General features: G+C 31.2%; 17 protein-coding genes. All 17 read left to right on the top strand.

Annotation, left to right across the window (positions count from 1 at the left end; all coding sequences use genetic code 11):
• The first annotated feature begins 3 nt into the window (after positions 1 to 3).
• Positions 4 to 2,907, top strand: a complete 2,904-nt coding sequence (locus ACZZZA_RS02370) for an OmpA family protein (protein WP_463429617.1) — start codon at positions 4 to 6, stop codon at positions 2,905 to 2,907.
• Between the two features lie 6 nt (positions 2,908 to 2,913).
• Positions 2,914 to 3,915 (top strand): hypothetical protein, encoded by a 1,002-nt coding sequence (locus ACZZZA_RS02365; protein ID WP_463429616.1) that lies wholly within the window; start codon positions 2,914 to 2,916, stop codon positions 3,913 to 3,915.
• 254 nt (positions 3,916 to 4,169) lie between these two features.
• Entirely contained in the window at positions 4,170 to 5,231 is a 1,062-nt protein-coding gene (locus ACZZZA_RS02360) for a hypothetical protein (protein WP_463429615.1), read from the top strand.
• A 5-nt stretch (positions 5,232 to 5,236) separates the two neighbouring features.
• The gene (locus ACZZZA_RS02355; protein WP_463429614.1) at positions 5,237 to 6,232 is read left to right on the top strand and encodes a hypothetical protein; all 996 of its coding nucleotides are present in this window, start codon (positions 5,237 to 5,239) and stop codon (positions 6,230 to 6,232) included.
• A 1-nt stretch (position 6,233) separates the two neighbouring features.
• On the top strand, positions 6,234 to 7,247 hold the full coding sequence (locus ACZZZA_RS02350) for a hypothetical protein (protein ID WP_463429613.1): 1,014 nt from the start codon (positions 6,234 to 6,236) through the stop codon (positions 7,245 to 7,247).
• A gap of 78 nt (positions 7,248 to 7,325) precedes the next feature.
• Positions 7,326 to 8,255, top strand: coding sequence for a hypothetical protein (locus tag ACZZZA_RS02345; RefSeq protein ID WP_463429612.1), 930 nt, complete (start codon positions 7,326 to 7,328; stop codon positions 8,253 to 8,255).
• 290 nt (positions 8,256 to 8,545) lie between these two features.
• Positions 8,546 to 9,787 carry a tyrosine-type recombinase/integrase gene (locus ACZZZA_RS02340; protein WP_463429611.1) on the top strand — a complete coding sequence of 414 codons (1,242 nt, stop codon included), beginning with the start codon at positions 8,546 to 8,548 and terminating at the stop codon, positions 9,785 to 9,787.
• A gap of 14 nt (positions 9,788 to 9,801) precedes the next feature.
• Entirely contained in the window at positions 9,802 to 10,536 is a 735-nt protein-coding gene (locus tag ACZZZA_RS02335; protein WP_056220632.1) for a hypothetical protein, read from the top strand.
• A gap of 78 nt (positions 10,537 to 10,614) precedes the next feature.
• Positions 10,615 to 10,893 (top strand): helix-turn-helix domain-containing protein, encoded by a 279-nt coding sequence (locus tag ACZZZA_RS02330; protein WP_056220634.1) that lies wholly within the window; start codon positions 10,615 to 10,617, stop codon positions 10,891 to 10,893.
• A gap of 73 nt (positions 10,894 to 10,966) precedes the next feature.
• Positions 10,967 to 12,205: a primase-helicase family protein gene (locus ACZZZA_RS02325; protein WP_056220638.1), complete on the top strand. Its 1,239-nt coding sequence runs from the start codon at positions 10,967 to 10,969 to the stop codon at positions 12,203 to 12,205.
• Between the two features lie 265 nt (positions 12,206 to 12,470).
• Entirely contained in the window at positions 12,471 to 13,349 is an 879-nt protein-coding gene (locus tag ACZZZA_RS02320) for a toprim domain-containing protein (RefSeq protein ID WP_056074846.1), read from the top strand.
• Positions 13,350 to 13,497: 148 nt separating this feature from the next.
• The gene (locus ACZZZA_RS02315; RefSeq protein WP_056220643.1) at positions 13,498 to 13,944 is read left to right on the top strand and encodes a plasmid mobilization protein; all 447 of its coding nucleotides are present in this window, start codon (positions 13,498 to 13,500) and stop codon (positions 13,942 to 13,944) included.
• Positions 13,941 to 15,089, top strand: coding sequence for a relaxase/mobilization nuclease domain-containing protein (locus ACZZZA_RS02310; RefSeq protein ID WP_082474552.1), 1,149 nt, complete (start codon positions 13,941 to 13,943; stop codon positions 15,087 to 15,089). Before ACZZZA_RS02315 ends, ACZZZA_RS02310 begins: the two co-directional genes overlap by 4 nt.
• Before the next feature lie 22 nt (positions 15,090 to 15,111).
• Positions 15,112 to 15,723 carry a hypothetical protein gene (locus ACZZZA_RS02305; RefSeq protein WP_056013305.1) on the top strand — a complete coding sequence of 204 codons (612 nt, stop codon included), beginning with the start codon at positions 15,112 to 15,114 and terminating at the stop codon, positions 15,721 to 15,723.
• Between the two features lie 190 nt (positions 15,724 to 15,913).
• Positions 15,914 to 16,240, top strand: a complete 327-nt coding sequence (locus ACZZZA_RS02300) for an ArsR/SmtB family transcription factor (protein ID WP_002981116.1) — start codon at positions 15,914 to 15,916, stop codon at positions 16,238 to 16,240.
• 55 nt (positions 16,241 to 16,295) lie between these two features.
• Positions 16,296 to 16,769 carry a DUF6428 family protein gene (locus ACZZZA_RS02295; protein ID WP_027377091.1) on the top strand — a complete coding sequence of 158 codons (474 nt, stop codon included), beginning with the start codon at positions 16,296 to 16,298 and terminating at the stop codon, positions 16,767 to 16,769.
• A gap of 10 nt (positions 16,770 to 16,779) precedes the next feature.
• The gene (locus ACZZZA_RS02290) at positions 16,780 to 17,271 is read left to right on the top strand and encodes a GNAT family N-acetyltransferase (RefSeq protein WP_056013483.1); all 492 of its coding nucleotides are present in this window, start codon (positions 16,780 to 16,782) and stop codon (positions 17,269 to 17,271) included.
• Positions 17,272 to 17,290: the final 19 nt, after the last annotated feature.

The following is a 17,290-nucleotide window of genomic DNA, read 5'->3' as shown; positions in this document are numbered from 1 at the left end:
AAAATGGCAAAAGGTGTAAAAAAAATAAAATATACAGAAGGTTCTATATATCCTAAAATGTCTGTTCCAAATCACCGTTTAACCATTGCGCCAGATCAATGGGTTTGGTTTGCAATTGCAGAATGGGAAGCAGGTACTACAGCGGAAGACAAAAAGAGACCCATCACATGGATGCGACAAACTATTGATCGCAATAGAAAAGTGATTATTAATCAAATTTCTATGCCTTCTATCAATACATATGGTTTTAAAATTGAAAAAAAACTTTGTGGCTCATATCACTATTACATAGAAGCTAGTTTATCGGGGAAACAAGATTTTAAAAATATAACAGGGCTGTATGTAAAAGGATGGTGTCCGCCAAAAGTTGTAAGCAGTAAATGGTGTACCCAAAAAGGTGGTGACGACGTAAGAAAAACACATACTTTTTCTTATGGGAATGCCATTTATTTGCATTTAGATACAGAGGGACTTAATGGCGATAAAGTAACTGTGGATATCTATAAAGTTGTTGAAGGCGGTGGCAGAGATAAAGATGATAGATTGATGCACACTTACACCAATGTAGAAGTGATAGACGGACAAATTAACCTGAAAATAGGTAACTCTTCCTTATGGTACGGAAAAATAGGAAACCCAAAAGAACAAGAAGAATTTTACGTAAAGGTAAAAGCCGCTTCAGGAAAATATGTGAGTGATGGAAAAGATACCATACACGCACGTTTTTTAAGAATAAAAAATGAGGTGGTAAGCAAAACAATAGAACCGTCTACCAACAATACTCCTACGAAAACAGGAGAACCTGACAAAAATAAAAAGAATACCCATCTGTGTAAATTCGAGCAGATCAGCATACAGGATAATGGAGAAACTTTCCCTGTATTCAAAGAAGGAAATACATTACTGAAAAAAACAACTGCAGAAACCCAAATTGTAAATTTTAGGGTGCATTTCGATTATGACCAATCCGATATACGCTCTGATGCAAAAGACACGCTTAAATATCTGCTGGATTTCTTGCTCTACAATCAGCATTTGGAGATGATGCTTTCCGGGCATGCAGATGACAGGGGAACTTTAGATTACAATCAGGCATTATCCGAAAGAAGAGCGCAGGCGGTAAGAGACTTTTTCTCTAACGGAGGTCTAGACAAAAACAGAATAAAAACAAGAGGCTTTGGAGAAGTAAACCCTACCGTGGCTGGTAAAACCGAAGAAGCATACAAAAAAAACCGTCGTGTAGAGATAGACTTCAGTTACCTGGAGTACAACCAAGATGCAATGGTGTATGAAACCGTAGTAGGAGGTTTAGATCAACCAAGAAACATTACCGTAAACATTATCAACCGAACAGATAAAGCATGTTTCCGAAAAGAAAAACATAAAAAAACAGAAGTATTGGTATATGATTACGGAAAAGTAAAACATACAAAATCCGGCAACACGGTTTCTCATGGAGTATTCTCTAATAATAAAGATTTTCCTAAAAACTATGCATTTTTGCTGGGTAAGTTTTTAAATCCTTTACCGCCTACCAAAGTCGGGAACACAATTATTGTTACACCTATTTATTACCCTTTTGGTTTCCATATCAACAGTTGTGCCTACTATGCTGAAAAGAGCAGAGCTACACTGGAAGTAAGAACCTATCCCGATGTGGTTTGGATTGGACATTTTCAGTATAATTATAAAGGAGCAGGACAATATTTCTTCCATAATAATAAAAACTTTAATGATTTAACCACGGGCATTTCAGATGTTATTATTGAACTGACAAATTCTATTTTCTTTAAGATATACTCCATTTTGCCAAGTGGCTTTATAGCAAAAGAAATTATTTTACCCTACATAGAGAAACAGGCAGAAGATTACACTTACGGAATCCATACTATTCATAATAGAGCTGTAGAAAAAATAGGACAAGATCTTTCTCTTGTAGGAACACAAACCAACCTTATTACTCAAACTAAATATACCAATTATTTTGCAGCAGGAGTTATATACGGCTTTGTTGTAGTAGGCATTATTATAGACCTACTTATGATTTACCTTACACGAGGGAAAAATTTAGAAGGCAGGATACTAAAATTAGCTAAATCGCTAAAAAAAGCCAAACAGTACATTAAATTAATGGAGGATGCAGGGATAGAAATTATACCTCCATCTATTGCTATCAATGCAGGGATGTACTACCAAAAACAAAAAGATGGCAGATTAGCTTTGGTTTACGAAGCCAATCTAAAAGCCAATCCTTTGGTGGCGCTGAACTATAAAAAAGAATTTGATCTTTTGGACTTGATTACCAAAACAATAGAGGGGATAAAAAATGCCGTACATCCTAAAGATGCAAAAGTTCAGGAAAAATTGCAAAAAAACAAAAAGAACAATAGTAAAATTGCAGAGTATTTTAAAAGCAAAGGAATACTTAATATTAAAGGAACTATAGACATCACTGGAAGCATTTTGTTTGAAAAGAAAATACAATATAACTTTCTGACCAACACCTATAGTTTTACTGACAAATTAGGGAATCTTGTTTTTAATGCTCAAGATGAAACCATTATTAAGGAACAGATTAAATTTTATGCGGAAATAGAAATAAAATATAAAGCATTATTTGATTTCACAAAATTACAACCTTCTATTGAAGGAAAAGTAGTGTTCGCGTTAAAAGGCGCAGCAGGTGTAAAATTAAAATATGGAGTGGATAGCAAAGGTGGCAAAGGTTTATTCGTAGCTCAATCGCTTTATTGCTCTGGTGTAGAAGGGACATATAAAGGAAGTATAAAAGCTGAAAGTTTCTTTGGTTTGTATGAATATGAAACTAACGATGGTAAACCAACTCCTTTTACTTTAATAGAACCTTTTGAAATCCCTTTATTTGAAATAAAATTATTCAAATCTTAAATAAAAATGAAAAAATTAATATTAAGTACAATCATACTTACAAGCCTTATGGCTTGTTCACAAAGCAAAAATCAAGTTATGCAAAATACAAATATCACAGCAGATAATATTGTAACAGAGTTAACTAAAGAAGTTAACCATTTCCCATCAGAACCTATATTTGTAATGGGCTACACAAATGATATGTGCTTTTTTGAAACTTCTATTAATGATATGCCTGTTTATCGTGAATTTAAGAAAATGTCAGGATCAGGATTTAATATTAATACTGCAATTTTTAGGAAAGGAAAATACACAGTTAAATATAAATTATATCCTATCGGAAAATATGAAGATTATAATGAAACTTATAATAATCTAATTGATGAAACTTCTCTTCAACTTGATCTTGGATCGTATGATAATAGAAACAACAACTCAGAGGATAAAAAATATATTAATTATGAAACACCAAAAATTGAAACCAAAGTAACAACTGACTATTCTACATATAAATTTGCGGGAACTGGTAAAACCTATTATGAGGGAAGCTTTGATGTTAATGTAGATGTGCCTTATGAAATACATCCTCCATTTGAAAATGCACAGGATCTAAGTAAAATGGATAAAAAAGAATTGGAGACTAAATTGGTTAAAGAATATAATAAGATTAGACATATTTATCAAAACAAAAATAAAGATGATATTGCAAAATTAGTATATGATAATTTAAAGACACAGTCCATCACCAATTATTCAACAAAAGAACAGGTAAAAGAAGCGTGGGATGAAATTAGTGAAATATTATTTAAAAGTGATATAGAGATTTTGCCTATAGAAAACTATAAAATGCAGTTTTTCTCAAATGGAAAACTTGTAGCATTATTTACTGATGGCTCAAATCCTAAAATTCGAGGTGGTAATGCTTTAGTTTGCCATGTTAAATCCGGAAATCATGGCAAAGGCTTTATTGAACTTAAACATTTATTTTACATTCCACAAGGTGAAACAGAATTTAAAGTTTACTAAAAAAAATCAACAGTTGTGCTTACTATGCCAACAAACACAAAGCTACACTGGAAGTAAGAACTTATCCCGATGTAGTATGGATTGGACATTTTCAGTATAATTATAAAGGAGAAGGAACATATTTCTTCCATAATAATAAAAACTTTGATGATTTAACCACGGGCATTTCAGATGTTATTGATGAAATTACAAACAGTACGGCATTTAAAATCTCTAAAATTCTACCCAGTCAATGGATTAGGGAAGATGTCGTTTTGGAATATATAAAAAGGCAAGCGGAAGATTACACCTATGGAATTCATACACTACACAATAGAACGATAGAAAAAACAGGTCAAGAACTTTCTCTGGTAGGTACACAAACCAATCTTATTACCAAAACCCAATACACCAAATATGCAGCTGCTGCGGTAATATATGCGTTTGTTGTAATAGGTATAGCAATAGACCTACTGATGATTTATCTTACCCGCGGAAAAAATTTAAAAGGAAAGATTGCAAAAATAGCCAGTAAAGTAAAAGCGGTACAAAAGGTTTTAGATAAAATGAGCGATGCAGGAATAGAGATCGTACCGCCTTCTATCGCCATTAATGCCGGAATGTACTATAAAAAGCAAACAGACGGAAGATTGGGGTTGATATATGAAGTCAATTTGAAGGCAACTCCTTTGGTAGCAATAGATTTTAAGAGAGATTTTGATTTATTTCAAATAATGGATAAAGCTCTTGATATTAAAAATAAAAGGACTCCGAAAGATAAAAAAACTCAGGAAAAACTTGAGAAAAATAAAAAGAATAACATCAAAATAAAAGAGTATTTTGATAATTTAGGTGTTAAACTAAAAGGATCTATAGAGGTAAAAGGAGAGTTTATTTTTGAACATAATGTGAAATGCAATGTTCTCACAAATACCTATTCTATAACAGATAAACTGGGCAACGGAATTCTTACTTCTAAGAATGAGGTGTTGCTAAAAGCTCCAATTTCTTTTACTGCAAATATTGACATACAATTTAAAAAACTTTTTAAATTCGACCCTTTTCAAACTCAAATAGATGCAAAGGTAAATGTAGAATTAAAAGGAGCTACTGGTATAAAGCTAAAATACGGGCATAATCCGAATGAAGGATTGTTTATTACAAAGACACTTTATTTCACTGGTGTTGAAGGTACATATCTTGGTAGTTTATCTGTTAAAGATAATTTATTCGGGAATTTATTAGATTGGTCTTCTAATGATGGTAAACCTACTCCTTTTACATTAATAGAACCATTTGAAGTTGACTTATTCAAAATACAATTATTTAAACATTAAATACAATGAAAAATATAATTTTAATTCTAAACATTTTCACATGCTTTTTAGCGTGTTCTCAAAAACAAGAAATTATGCAAAACCCTAAAATTACCGCAGATAACATCGTAGAAGAAATAGATAAAGAAGTAAAACACTATTCAAAAGAACCTACTTATGCATTATCACAAACTGCTTTCATGTGTTATTTTGAAGTTTATATTGATGATTTATTAGTCGCAAAAAACTTTGATAATTTATTAGCAGATGCATTTGATATTAATAGAGTAGTTTTTAAATCTGGACAACATAAAGTAACCTATAAATTATACCCATTAGGCAAAAATAACAAGTATAATGAAAATTATCCCACATTGCCAGAAGATACAAATTTTACTTTATCATTAGGTTCTTATGATCAAAAAAATGACCAAGCAGATGATATAGAATACCTAAAATATGAAGTTCCGAAAATTGAAACGAAAGTGACTCCAGATTATTCTACTTTTAAATTTGAGGGAGCTGGTAAGACCTATTATGAGGGAAGTTTTGATTTGAATATAGATGTTCCGTATGAATTGCATCCTCCATTTGAAAATGCCCAAGATTTAAAGAAAATAGATAGAAAAGAATTAGAAGCAAAATTATTGGCAAAATATAAAGAAGTTTGGAATGTGTATCAAAATAAAGAATTAGATAATATTGCAAGGTTAGAATATAATATGTTAAAAAATTTATTTGTATCCAATTATGCATCTAAACAAACAATAAAAGAAAATTGGGATGTGTTTTACAAAGTTTATAAAAGCTCATCTTTTGAAATGCAACCTATAGAAAAATATAAATTAGAATTTTTTGCAGATGGAAAAATGGCGGCTTTAATGTTGGACACTACAGATAACCGTTTTAGAGGCAATACAGCTCTTTGGGCAAAAGTAGATTATGATGGAGGGTTAAGACCTTTATTTTTAAACAGATATTTCTACATTCCACAAGGTGAGACAGAATTTAAAGTGTATTAAGATGAAATTACTTTCAAAATTTTTTTTGATTCTATTCTTGGGAATCAGCTTACAAAGTTGTTCACAAAGCAAAAATCAAGTTATACAAAATCCTAGTATAAACGCAGACAATATAGCAGATGAAATAGCAAAAGAAGTTATGAACTATTCTAAAGAGCCGATATATCTATTAGAATATGAAAATTATTATTGTCTTTTTGATGTATTAGTTAATGACGTACCTGCAAAAAATAATTTTGAAACGCCTTTAGGTGGAGCAGCAATAGAAATTAATAATATTCTTTTCAAAAATGGATTACAAAAAGTAACCTATAAAATGTATCCTGCAGGAAAAATTGAAGATCAAGATCAAGAGTACAAGACTTTGAAAGATAACACGAATCTAAAGTTTACATTAGTTACAGATGATAAAAACGCTCCATCAGGTTCTATGGGAAACAATGTTATGGAATACAAAACTCCATCTACTGAAGTGAAAATATCAGAAGGATACAGTGAACAAAAATTTGATGGGGCAGGAAAAACGTATTATGAAGGAAGTTTTGATATCAATGTAAATGTTCCCTATAATTTAAATTCTCCATTTGAAAATGCACAGGATTTAAGAAAAATGGATAAAAAGGAATTAGAAGCAAAATTATTGAAAGAATATAATAAAATCCGAAATATTTATCAGAATAAAGAATATGATAATATGGCTAGACTTGCTTTTGATAATTTAAAAAGTACATTTATCTCTTCCTATGAATCCAAAGAAGAAATAAAAAAAGCATGGGAACATATCATAAGTTTATATAAAAATTCTGAAATTGAAATGCAGCCTATAGAAAATTATAAGATGGAATTTTTTGGTGATGGGAAATTGGTTGCATTTATAACAAAGTCGGAAGATACTAAACTAAGAGGGAAAAATGCGTTATTAGGAAAGTTAAAGAGAGATGGAAATAATTCTACATTTGAAATCAGACATTTTTTCTATATTCCAAAAGGCGAAACAGAATTTAAAGTGTATTAAGATGAGATTATTTTCAAAATATTTTTTGATTTTTTTCTTGGGAATCAGCTTACAAAGTTGTTCACAAAAAAAGAAAATATGCTTAATCAAAATCCAAATATTACAGCAAATAACCTCGTAGAAGAAATTACCAAACAAGTAAAACATTACCCGAAAGAAACTGTATATAAATTACGCTATGAGAATTATTATTGTTATTTCAATATACTTGTGAATGATATACCTGTACAAAAAAACTTCAATAAACCATTAGGAGGATCTGCAGTAGAGATTAACCAAAATATTTTCAGAAATGGTATTCAAAAAATAACATATAAAATGTATCCTGCTGGAGAAGTAGGTGAGGAAAACTATAATACTTTAAGAGAGAATACATATTTAAAATTTGAACTAAGTTCTTATGATTTGAAAAATGAAGATGCGAATGATGTAAATTATATGCAATACAAAACTCCATCTACTGAAGTAAAAATATCAGAAGAATATAGTGAACAAAAATTTGATGGAGCAGGAAAAATGTATTATGAAGGAAGTTTTGATATCAATGTAGATGTTCCCTATAATTTAAATTCTCCATTTGAAAATGCACAAAACTTAAGAAAATTTGATCAAAAAACATTAGAAGCAAAATTATTGGCAGAATACAAGAAGATAAGCAGCGTTTATCAAAACAAAGAGTATGATAATATGGCTAGACTTGCTTATGATAATTTAAAAAGTACATTTATATCTTCCTATGAATCAAAAGAAGAAATAAAAAAAGCATGGGAACATATCATAAGTTTATATAAAAATTCTGAAATTGAAATGCAGCCTATAGAAAATTATAAGATGGAATTCTTTGGCAATGGCAGATTAGTCGCATTTATCACAAATTCTCAAAACACTAAATTAAGAGGAAAAAATGCACTATTAGGAAAATTAAAAAAAGAGGGAAATAATTCTACATTCGAAGTAAGGCATTTTTTCTACATTCCACAAGGCGAAACAGAATTTAAAGTGTATTAAGATGAAATTACTTTCAAAATTTTTTTTGATTTTTTTCTTGGGAATCAGCTTACAGATACTCAGTTTTTCTGAATCTCTCTAAAACCTGTAATAACGGCATAAAAAAAGACACCCAAAGGTGCCTAAAATTAATCTTGGTGGAGTTGGAGGTTTTCGAACCTTATATATTTTAACATAACTTAAAATATGTAAGTTCTCTATTTATCAGCATTTTAACTATATTTGTATAAACTAATATACTTAGTTTTTATGTCTAAATATAGAAGAAGTAGCACCTAAACTGGCACCTGATGAATTACACTTTTAAACTCAAGCAACCCAATGGTACAAAGGAAACTCTGATTTATTTCCGTTCATTTTTCAACAATGAAAGTAAGAATTTTATCTATTCTACTGGTGAGAAAATAAAACCAACCGAATGGGATTTTGAAGGTAGGCAACCTAATGACCTAAACGGAAGAACTAAAAGGGCAGAGATTCATCGAAGTGTTAAAATGCAGTTGGATAGATATAGTAGTTTTTTTACAGAGATTGTTAATCGATATAAGAACATAAATGAAGAACTTACCGTTGATATTCTTAAACAAAGATTTGATGAAAAATTCAAAAAAATAACAGTTAAAAGTGATTTCTTTAGAATTTATCAGGAGTTTTTAGATGAGAAGGAAAACGACTATACCGGTAATTCGATTTCAAACTCAACTCTAAAGCGTTACAAATGCAATAAGAATTTACTCGAAGATTTTGAAAGCAATAGCAAAGTAAAGATCAGCTTAGGAAAATTTGACAATAAACTTTATAACAAATTTCTAAAATATTGTATTGAAGAAAAGAAACATTCTGCAAATACATTACATAGAAATGTTGGTCTGCTCAAGACTTTTCTTCTTTGGGCTCTAAATAAAAAATATACTTACAATAACAATTTTATTGCTTTCAAGAAACCTGCGAAATTTACAACTGATGAAATAGCTTTGAATTATGAACAAGTTGAACTCATATATAATTACAATCTCAGTGAAAACAAAAGATTAGAAAAGGTTCGTGATCTTTTTGTTTTTGGTTGTACTACCGGAATGAGGTTTGGCAATTACAGTACGATTTCCAGAAGTGATGTTGACGGAAATTTCATACGGGTTATTGATTTAAAAAGTAAATCTAAAAACTTAGCAATTCCTTTAAACAGTATTTCTAAATCAATACTGGAAAAGTATGATTATAATCTGCCAAGTATTACAAATCAAAAGATGAATGAATATATCAAAGAGGTTTTTAAAAAGTTAGAGTTTACTGATGAAATAAAAAGAACTATGAAATATGGTGATGAGCTGGTAGACCAAAAAGCTGAATTTTGGACGAGAATTTCCTCGCATACTGCAAGAAGAAGTTTTATTACTATAATGAAGAACAAACGAGTTCCGGATAAGGTAATTATGAGCTACACCGGTCATACCAGCTTAGAAGTGTTTAATGCCTACTACAGACCAAGCGAAGATGATAAGATCAACTATATGAATGAGGTTTTTAAATAATCACAATTATAATTATGGATCATAAAAAACTTTACGGACGTTGGAATTTTTGGGAGGAATTTGTCGGCTATCCGATGATGCTTTATCATTTGATAAAACGAGAAAAGATTCAGGAGCGGTTTCAAAAGAGAATAGAAAAAGCCAAGCAAAAATCTTCTAAAGTTGTACTCAATGAAAAATTGAGGAATGAGTATTTGATTAGATATGAAAAGTTAGACAACTTCTTCAGTTTTCATTTCAAAGATATTGATACATCACGAAATCATAATTTTGAAGACAAGATTCGCTATTGTTTAGATCATTATAAGAAAGAATCAAACAGCCTGATAAGTTCAAGTAATTTAATGAAGTTGCAAGGCAATTTTCTAAGTGGCGCCGAAACCACGCTTTTTCTATATTTTGCTTTACAAAGCAAAACAAATAGAGAAGTTCGTTTATCAGATATTATGATTGGTGAAGATAGTTCTAAAATTTTCATCGCTTTTTTAAAAGACAAAAAATTCATCGATGAAAATCACAATCTGCTCGTGGATCAGAAATCTTCTTTCATCAGAATCCACCGATTCTTAAAAGACCATCATATTATAAATCCGGATTTTCAAGACACCACTATTATTGAGGTTATGGAAAACGAATATAATTCCAATTTTGACAAAGGAACATTTTCACGGGCAATAACTGTGAAACCTAATGATTTTGAGGAAACTATCTATTACGAATTATCTAAGCTATTTAATATCAAGCATTAAACTTTACGCAATTGAGTAGAATTGCATTATTAGTTATTCTAATCATACAATTTTGTCTGCAAATAAATATCACAGATTATGCAGACAACAAATCCATTCCAAACCATTCTCGACGAATTAGGGGAAGTGAAAGACTTACTCTATTCTCTCAAAAAAGAACCTGAAATTGAGTTGAAAAAGACACTATACTCTATCAAAGAGTGTTCAGAAATTCTAAAACTCGATTATCAAACCGTACGCTCACATATTTTAAAAGGTAACATTAAGGCGGAACAAATAGGAAGATTCTACAGAGTCAACCATTTTGATCTTATGGATGCTTTAAACGAAGTCAAGTCGCTTAAGTATAGAAGATAGATAGAGACTTTTATTTATCAAGCATTCCAATTCACCCTTCCGTATTTCCTGTACGGAATCAAACCTTTAAAATATGAGCGAAAAAATCCCATATCTAAGAGTAGGGACAACCTACTATAAAACTATTGAGAAACCATTAATCTCAGGAGATAAGATCTCAATACTAACTCGATGGAATCGTGAAACCATTATCAGCGATCACGGAAAGATATACGTCTCAAAAGTTCCTAAGTATGACGGTTTCTGTTGTATACCATCCCATTTGCAATACCAACAAATTATCCAAGGATTTTATAATGTTTACAATGAGATTCCTTACCAGCCGATCAAAGAAACACTAGAGCAAACAAGCCTAAAAGAGAAGATTCCATTTTCACTTAGATTTATGGAGCATATTTTCGCAGAACAGTTGGAATTAGGATTGGATTACATCAAGATCTTACTGCAATATCCAACACAGATACTCCCGATTCTTTGTCTTGTAAGTAAAGAAAGATCTACTGGAAAATCCACGTTCATAAAATGGCTGAAATCTATTTTTGGACTTAATATGACCTATATCAAAGGTGACTCATTCAGCAGTCAGTTCAATTCGGATTGGACATCAATGCTAATCGTTGCTATTGATGAAGTATTCTTTGATAAAAAAGAAATTACGGAACGATTAAAATATCTTTCGACGACTGATAAAGACAAGAAGGAGGCAAAAGGAAAAGATCGTGAAGAAGTGGAATTTTTTGGAAAATTCATTCTCTGTTCCAATAATGAAGATAACTTCATTCAGATCGATGAAAATGAGATCCGATTCTGGATTATTAAAGTAAGATCAATCAAAAGCGAGAACACTGAATTTCTCCACAATCTAAACAAGGAGATTCCCTATTTCCTTCGTTACCTAATCCAAAGACCTTTTCACAGCCGTAAGGAGACAAGAATGTGGTTCACTGATTCGCAGATCAGAACAAAAGCCCTTCAGAAATTGGTTTGGAAAAATAACAATAAACTGGAATCTAAGATCATCGAACTTTTATATGAGTTTTTCCAAAGTACCGAAGACAAGATTATTAACTGTATTCCGCAAGATATTTTCAATATGCTTGGTAAAATGTTCAGCAAACAATATTGGACAGTAAACGATATACGGAAACTGCTGAAAGAAATCTGGAAGCTCGAGCCTCAAAACAATTCATTAGCCTATATCAAATACGACCTAGATTATGGCTTAAGTTTTTTTCAACAGAATAAAACAGGGCGGTATTTTACAATAGAAAGGAATTTTATTCTCCAAAAATTTGATGAAATGATGAATTAATAGATAATAAAAAGAAAATCAATGTGTTATCTCTCATCAAAAGCCTCATCAAACTTTTAAACCTTGATTTTTGATGAGAGGATGATGAGAAGAATATTTCCACTTTGATGAGGTGATGAGACTTTGATGAGAGTTTAAATTATTGTTAATCAATTTTTTAAAAGGCTTTCTCATCAATTCATCAAACATTAGACAAAACTAAATCCGTCTACTTTACCCATCAAAATTCATACGCTTATTACTAAAAACATTAAAAAGTACAACAATGAACTGCAAACAATTCAACAGCATATCGTTGGAAGAAGTCCTCCTTTCTCTCGGACACCTTCCAACGAAACAAAATGAAAAAGAAGCTTGGTATCTCAACCCTTTTGCCAACGAATCCCAAGCCTCTTTTAAAATCAATAAAAGTCTAAACTATTGGTATTTATTTTCAGAAGGGATCGGAGGAACGAATACCGACTTTATGAAGAAATACCTGAACGCTTCGGTCAATGAAGTTTTAGTATGGGCAGAAAATCAAAATTTTTCTTCATTTCATCAGCAAAGTATTTCAAATCAGAAAGCAGAAAATTTATCTAAACACTATGAGATCATTGAAATTAAAAACGTTCAGCATCCTGCACTTTTGGAATATTTAAGAGAAAGAAAAGTTGGAAATCAAACTCAGTTCTTAGACGAAATTCATTACCGAATGAAAGATAAAAACTATTTTGGAATTGGCTTCAAGAACTATTCTGGCGGTTATGAAATCCGCAATAAATATTCGAAAATTTGTTTGGGCAAAAAAGATATTTCAACCATAAAAAACGGATCAGAATCGCTTCGGATTTTCGAGGGCTTTTTCGATTTTCTTTCCTTTAAAAATGTAGAGAACTTTTTAGAAAAAGAACCTGTCGATTATCTCGTTTTGAATTCCGTTTCGATGATTTCTAAGATTAAAAATTCACTTGAAAATTATAAAAATATTGAGCTTTATTTTGATAATGACGAAGCAGGAAATCGTGCCGTTGAAATGATTAAAAATGAAAACAAAAACGCAGAAGATTGTCGGGTTTTATATTCAGATTTTAAAGATTTAAATGATTGGATGATTCACAAAAATCCATCACCTGAAAGGCAAGTGAAGCAAAGACGAAGGTGAGTAAAATAAATACAGGTAAAATATGGTGGTATGTTAGTGCAAAAAGTACCCAAAGTTTACAATAAGCGTACCCGCTGATTGCAAAATTGGGATTTTTGATTTCTTCCTATCGTCAGAAATGTTTTTTAAATGCAATAAAATTTACACAATGGAAAAAGACTTTTTACAAGAATTTATAAACCAAGCCACCAAAGAAAATGAAGTCAAAATTGCTCAGGAAAAGAGAAAAAAATATTTTCAGGAATTAGGTCGTAAAGGTGGTTTAAAAACCAAAGAAAATAAAAAATTGGACAAAGTTATTTCAATACGAATGACCAATGCTGAATATGAAATTCTACTTAAAAAACAAGAAAAACATCCGCTGAAATTGTCCACTTATATTCGGAATGTTTTGTTCGAAAAGGAACTTAAAATTAATGAATTCCAAACTGATGAAGTGTTGCTTCAATATGGAAATCATTTCAAAAAAATCACTAATCTTTTAAGAAATCGGGAATGGAATGTTTTTGAAAACAAGAAAGATATTTTAGTAAAAATTGAAAATCTGATCCAATTAATTCATCAATATTTATATTCTAAAAACTCAGAAAAATGAATAATTCGGCAACCACAAGAACCATTACAAAAATTGCTTTGGAATACAATGCAAACGATAAAGGAACAGCAGAAATGGTGGCTTCGAATTATCTTTTGAGTGACACTGCTGAAGGTCAATTTAACGAAATGAAGACCGTAGCTGAAAGAAATCTCAAAGTGAAGAAATGGGCATTGACGGGTTATATTTCTCAACCAGACGAGATAGGCAGAGTATTAAAAGATGAGGAATTAAAACAGATTGCGATGGAAACTCTTGCAAAAGTTGGTGTGACAAACAAAAATCAGTACCGACTGGATATTCACAATAGTACGAAACATAAGCATATTCATTTTATCGTGAACAGGATTGATATTTCGGGAAAGTGCACCGTGAAATCACACGATATCGGAAAGAGATTTGGTGAAGCTGTCAGAGAAGTTTGTAAAGAGAAAGGATTATTAACCGATGTTGAAATTGGAGTGCAAAAAAAAGCCGAGATGTTGAAAATCTTGACCGAAACTATCAGGGCAGAAGATAATTTTGATGATCTGATCTTATCAATGAAGAAAAAAGGTTACGAAGTTCAATTGTCTTCAAATGTCAAAGACGGGATTTCGGGAATGCGAATTGTGATGGAAAAAGACAAAAATTTTCAAACTGAAAGGATTTATATAGCTGGTTACAAATTGTCTGAAATTTCAAATCAATTGAAAATCTCTGAAATAAAATCTTTGTTTGAAGTTAAAACTGCGGTTAAGGAAGTACAAAAATACGCTAGCAACTTAAAGGAATTTCGGGAAAATATACAACAAAAAGGATTTTCTGTAAAGATGCAATACAATGGAGAATTTAAAGCCAATCAAAAAAATGAAATTCAAGGTATATGGATCAATAAAGTTGATAGTAATCAACAGAAAAGCGGATTCTTCTTCCTTAAAAATGTCGGATTCTCTCTGTCGGCAATAGATCCTGGTCTTGATGATCTGGTAAAATCATTAAGTCAAAATAGTGTAAATAATGATGCAAGTAATCATCTGAAATCAGACCCAAATGAAAGCTTAATAGATATTGCAGGCGAGTTAATAGGCGACTTCCTTAATCCAACCTATGTTTCTCAGGACGAAGATGAACTCTGGAAAAAGAAGCGAAAATTAAGAAGATAATTAAAAATATAAAACAATAAATATGGATAGTGAAAATAAAGAATCTAAAAGTAACGCAATGGAACTTTTAGAAAACGTGATCAAATCAAATATGGAAAATATTGAACAAAATATCAAACTTCAGTTTGCCATTGAAGATCATACGACTCTATTGAATGATTTAAAGATCTGCTTGGAAGACGGACAGTCACTCAATAATGAAACTGTGGTCTTTTTCAAATTAATGCAAGCCAAAATAACTGAATTTCTTGCCAGTATTCCTACCCAGACAGAAATGGTTCTTTCAAAAGAAACTAAAGATTATTTGGAGGGTTTAGGAAAGGATATACGATGGAAGAAGAAATTTATTTGGAGCGGAATTGGAGTTTTTGTCTTTGCGGTTTTAGTACTGATCGCCTCCATTAATTTCTCAACCAATTGGTACAAAGAAAGCATCAAAGCTAAAAGTGAACTACGCCAAGATATTTTAAATGAAATTGCTGATGAAGGAAAAAAAATCTACGATGAAAATGAGATAACAATTTTGAGAGAAAACACTCAAATAATGCAATTATGGATTAAAAATAATCCTAAAAAAGCGGAAGATTTTCTGAGGTTTAAAGATGGATATAACGCAAGTAAGGAAAATCATTAAAGAATTATCAATCAGCTGGAAAATTACTTTGGAGGTGAAAATTAAGGTAAAAACCTTCGGTGAATATATTTTCTACTATTTGAATTCTTTTTGAATTGGATCCCTAAGCTTCTCTTTAGACAATTTATTAAAAAATATTTTGCGAAGTAAATATTATATCGTAATATTGCGATATAATATTTTTGGAATTATGGGAGCTACTAAAACAGAACATTTTACAGACAAACAAAATCAAATTGCAACTATTGCAAAAGCATTGGGGCATCCTGCCAGAATAGCTATTATTGAGTATTTGATGAAAGTTAATGAGTGTATTTGTGGTGACATCGTGAATGAATTACCATTAGCTCAACCAACAGTTTCCCAACATTTGAAAGAATTGAAAAACGCAGGGATTATAAAAGGTAACATTTCCGGAAACGCTATCTGCTATTGTATAGACGAAAAGACTATCGAAATTTTAAACACTTATTTTTCCGCAATAGTACAAACCGTTACCAAATCAAAATGCTGTTAGCATTTTTTTATCAAAATATATCGTAATATTGCATTTAAACTATAAAGATTCAATTATGAAATTATCAGAAGTCAAACAAATTTTGCCAACATTAGAAAATGTTGAATTCCAATTAGAGAATGGTGCTTTTGTTCCTGAACATTTTCACGTTACGGAAGTAGGAATGATCAATAAAAACTTTATTGATTGTGGCGGTGTCATCCGTTCAGAGAAGGTTGTCAATTTTCAGCTTTGGAATGCAGACGATTTTGAACATCGTTTAAAACCTAACAAATTACTCAACATTATCAAACTTTCTGAAGATAAATTAGGAATAGAAGATTTTGATATTGAAGTTGAATATCAAAGTGAGACAATCGGTAAATATGATCTGGAATTTAACGGGAAAACATTTATTCTAAAAAATAAGACTACAGCTTGTTTAGCACAGGACGCTTGTGGAATTCCATCAGAAAAAGAAAAGAAAAACTTATCTGAACTTAATGTAAATCAAAACAATTCTTGCACACCAGGTGGCGGATGTTGCTAATTCAGTTGCTATGGAAATAAAGCCTATTACCAAAGAAAATTTTCCAGAGCTGGTAGAAATCTATGGTCAGGGATTAGAAACCAATATTGCCACTTTTCAAAATGATTTGCCAATATGGGAAGATTGGGATAAAGGACACCTTAATTTTTGCAGGATCAGTATTTATGAAAATAAAGAAATGCTTGGTTGGGCTGCATTATCTCCTGTCTCCAGCAGATGTGTTTATTCGGGCGTAGCTGAAGTAAGTGTTTATGTAGCAACAATTGCAAGAGGGAAAGGGATTGGTGAAATGTTGTTGAATGAATTGATTAAACAAAGTGAGTCAAATGAAATATGGACTTTACAATCCGGGATATTTGCAGAAAACCAAAATAGCATAAGATTACACGAGAAATGTGGTTTCAGGATCATCGGCTATAGGGAAAAAATTGGAAGAAAGAATGGGGTTTGGAAAGACACTGTCTTGATGGAATGCAGGAGTAAAATTACTGGAATAGATTAAAAATAAAAATTATAAAATC

This window comes from Chryseobacterium sp. AC405b, from assembly GCF_979258685.1.
The sequence above is the reverse complement of the archived record's forward strand: the minus strand, read 5'-3'. Positions and strand labels throughout refer to the sequence as shown.

Bases quoted from the DNA above. Each gene is read 5' to 3' on its own strand.
- ACZZZA_RS02335 (WP_056220632.1), top strand. From the start codon at position 9,802: ATGGATCATAAAAAACTTTACGGACGTTGGAATTTTTGGGAGGAATTT.
- ACZZZA_RS02355 (WP_463429614.1), top strand. From the start codon at position 5,237: ATGAAAAATATAATTTTAATTCTAAACATTTTCACATGCTTTTTAGCG.
- ACZZZA_RS02365 (WP_463429616.1), top strand. From the start codon at position 2,914: ATGAAAAAATTAATATTAAGTACAATCATACTTACAAGCCTTATGGCT.
- ACZZZA_RS02310 (WP_082474552.1), top strand. From the start codon at position 13,941: ATGAATAATTCGGCAACCACAAGAACCATTACAAAAATTGCTTTGGAA.
- ACZZZA_RS02320 (WP_056074846.1), top strand. From the start codon at position 12,471: ATGAACTGCAAACAATTCAACAGCATATCGTTGGAAGAAGTCCTCCTT.
- ACZZZA_RS02290 (WP_056013483.1), top strand. From the start codon at position 16,780: ATGGAAATAAAGCCTATTACCAAAGAAAATTTTCCAGAGCTGGTAGAA.
- ACZZZA_RS02345 (WP_463429612.1), top strand. From the start codon at position 7,326: ATGCTTAATCAAAATCCAAATATTACAGCAAATAACCTCGTAGAAGAA.
- ACZZZA_RS02300 (WP_002981116.1), top strand. From the start codon at position 15,914: ATGGGAGCTACTAAAACAGAACATTTTACAGACAAACAAAATCAAATT.
- ACZZZA_RS02370 (WP_463429617.1), top strand. From the start codon at position 4: ATGGCAAAAGGTGTAAAAAAAATAAAATATACAGAAGGTTCTATATAT.
- ACZZZA_RS02295 (WP_027377091.1), top strand. From the start codon at position 16,296: ATGAAATTATCAGAAGTCAAACAAATTTTGCCAACATTAGAAAATGTT.
- ACZZZA_RS02330 (WP_056220634.1), top strand. From the start codon at position 10,615: ATGCAGACAACAAATCCATTCCAAACCATTCTCGACGAATTAGGGGAA.
- ACZZZA_RS02325 (WP_056220638.1), top strand. From the start codon at position 10,967: ATGAGCGAAAAAATCCCATATCTAAGAGTAGGGACAACCTACTATAAA.
- ACZZZA_RS02340 (WP_463429611.1), top strand. From the start codon at position 8,546: ATGAATTACACTTTTAAACTCAAGCAACCCAATGGTACAAAGGAAACT.
- ACZZZA_RS02315 (WP_056220643.1), top strand. From the start codon at position 13,498: ATGGAAAAAGACTTTTTACAAGAATTTATAAACCAAGCCACCAAAGAA.
- ACZZZA_RS02350 (WP_463429613.1), top strand. From the start codon at position 6,234: ATGAAATTACTTTCAAAATTTTTTTTGATTCTATTCTTGGGAATCAGC.
- ACZZZA_RS02305 (WP_056013305.1), top strand. From the start codon at position 15,112: ATGGATAGTGAAAATAAAGAATCTAAAAGTAACGCAATGGAACTTTTA.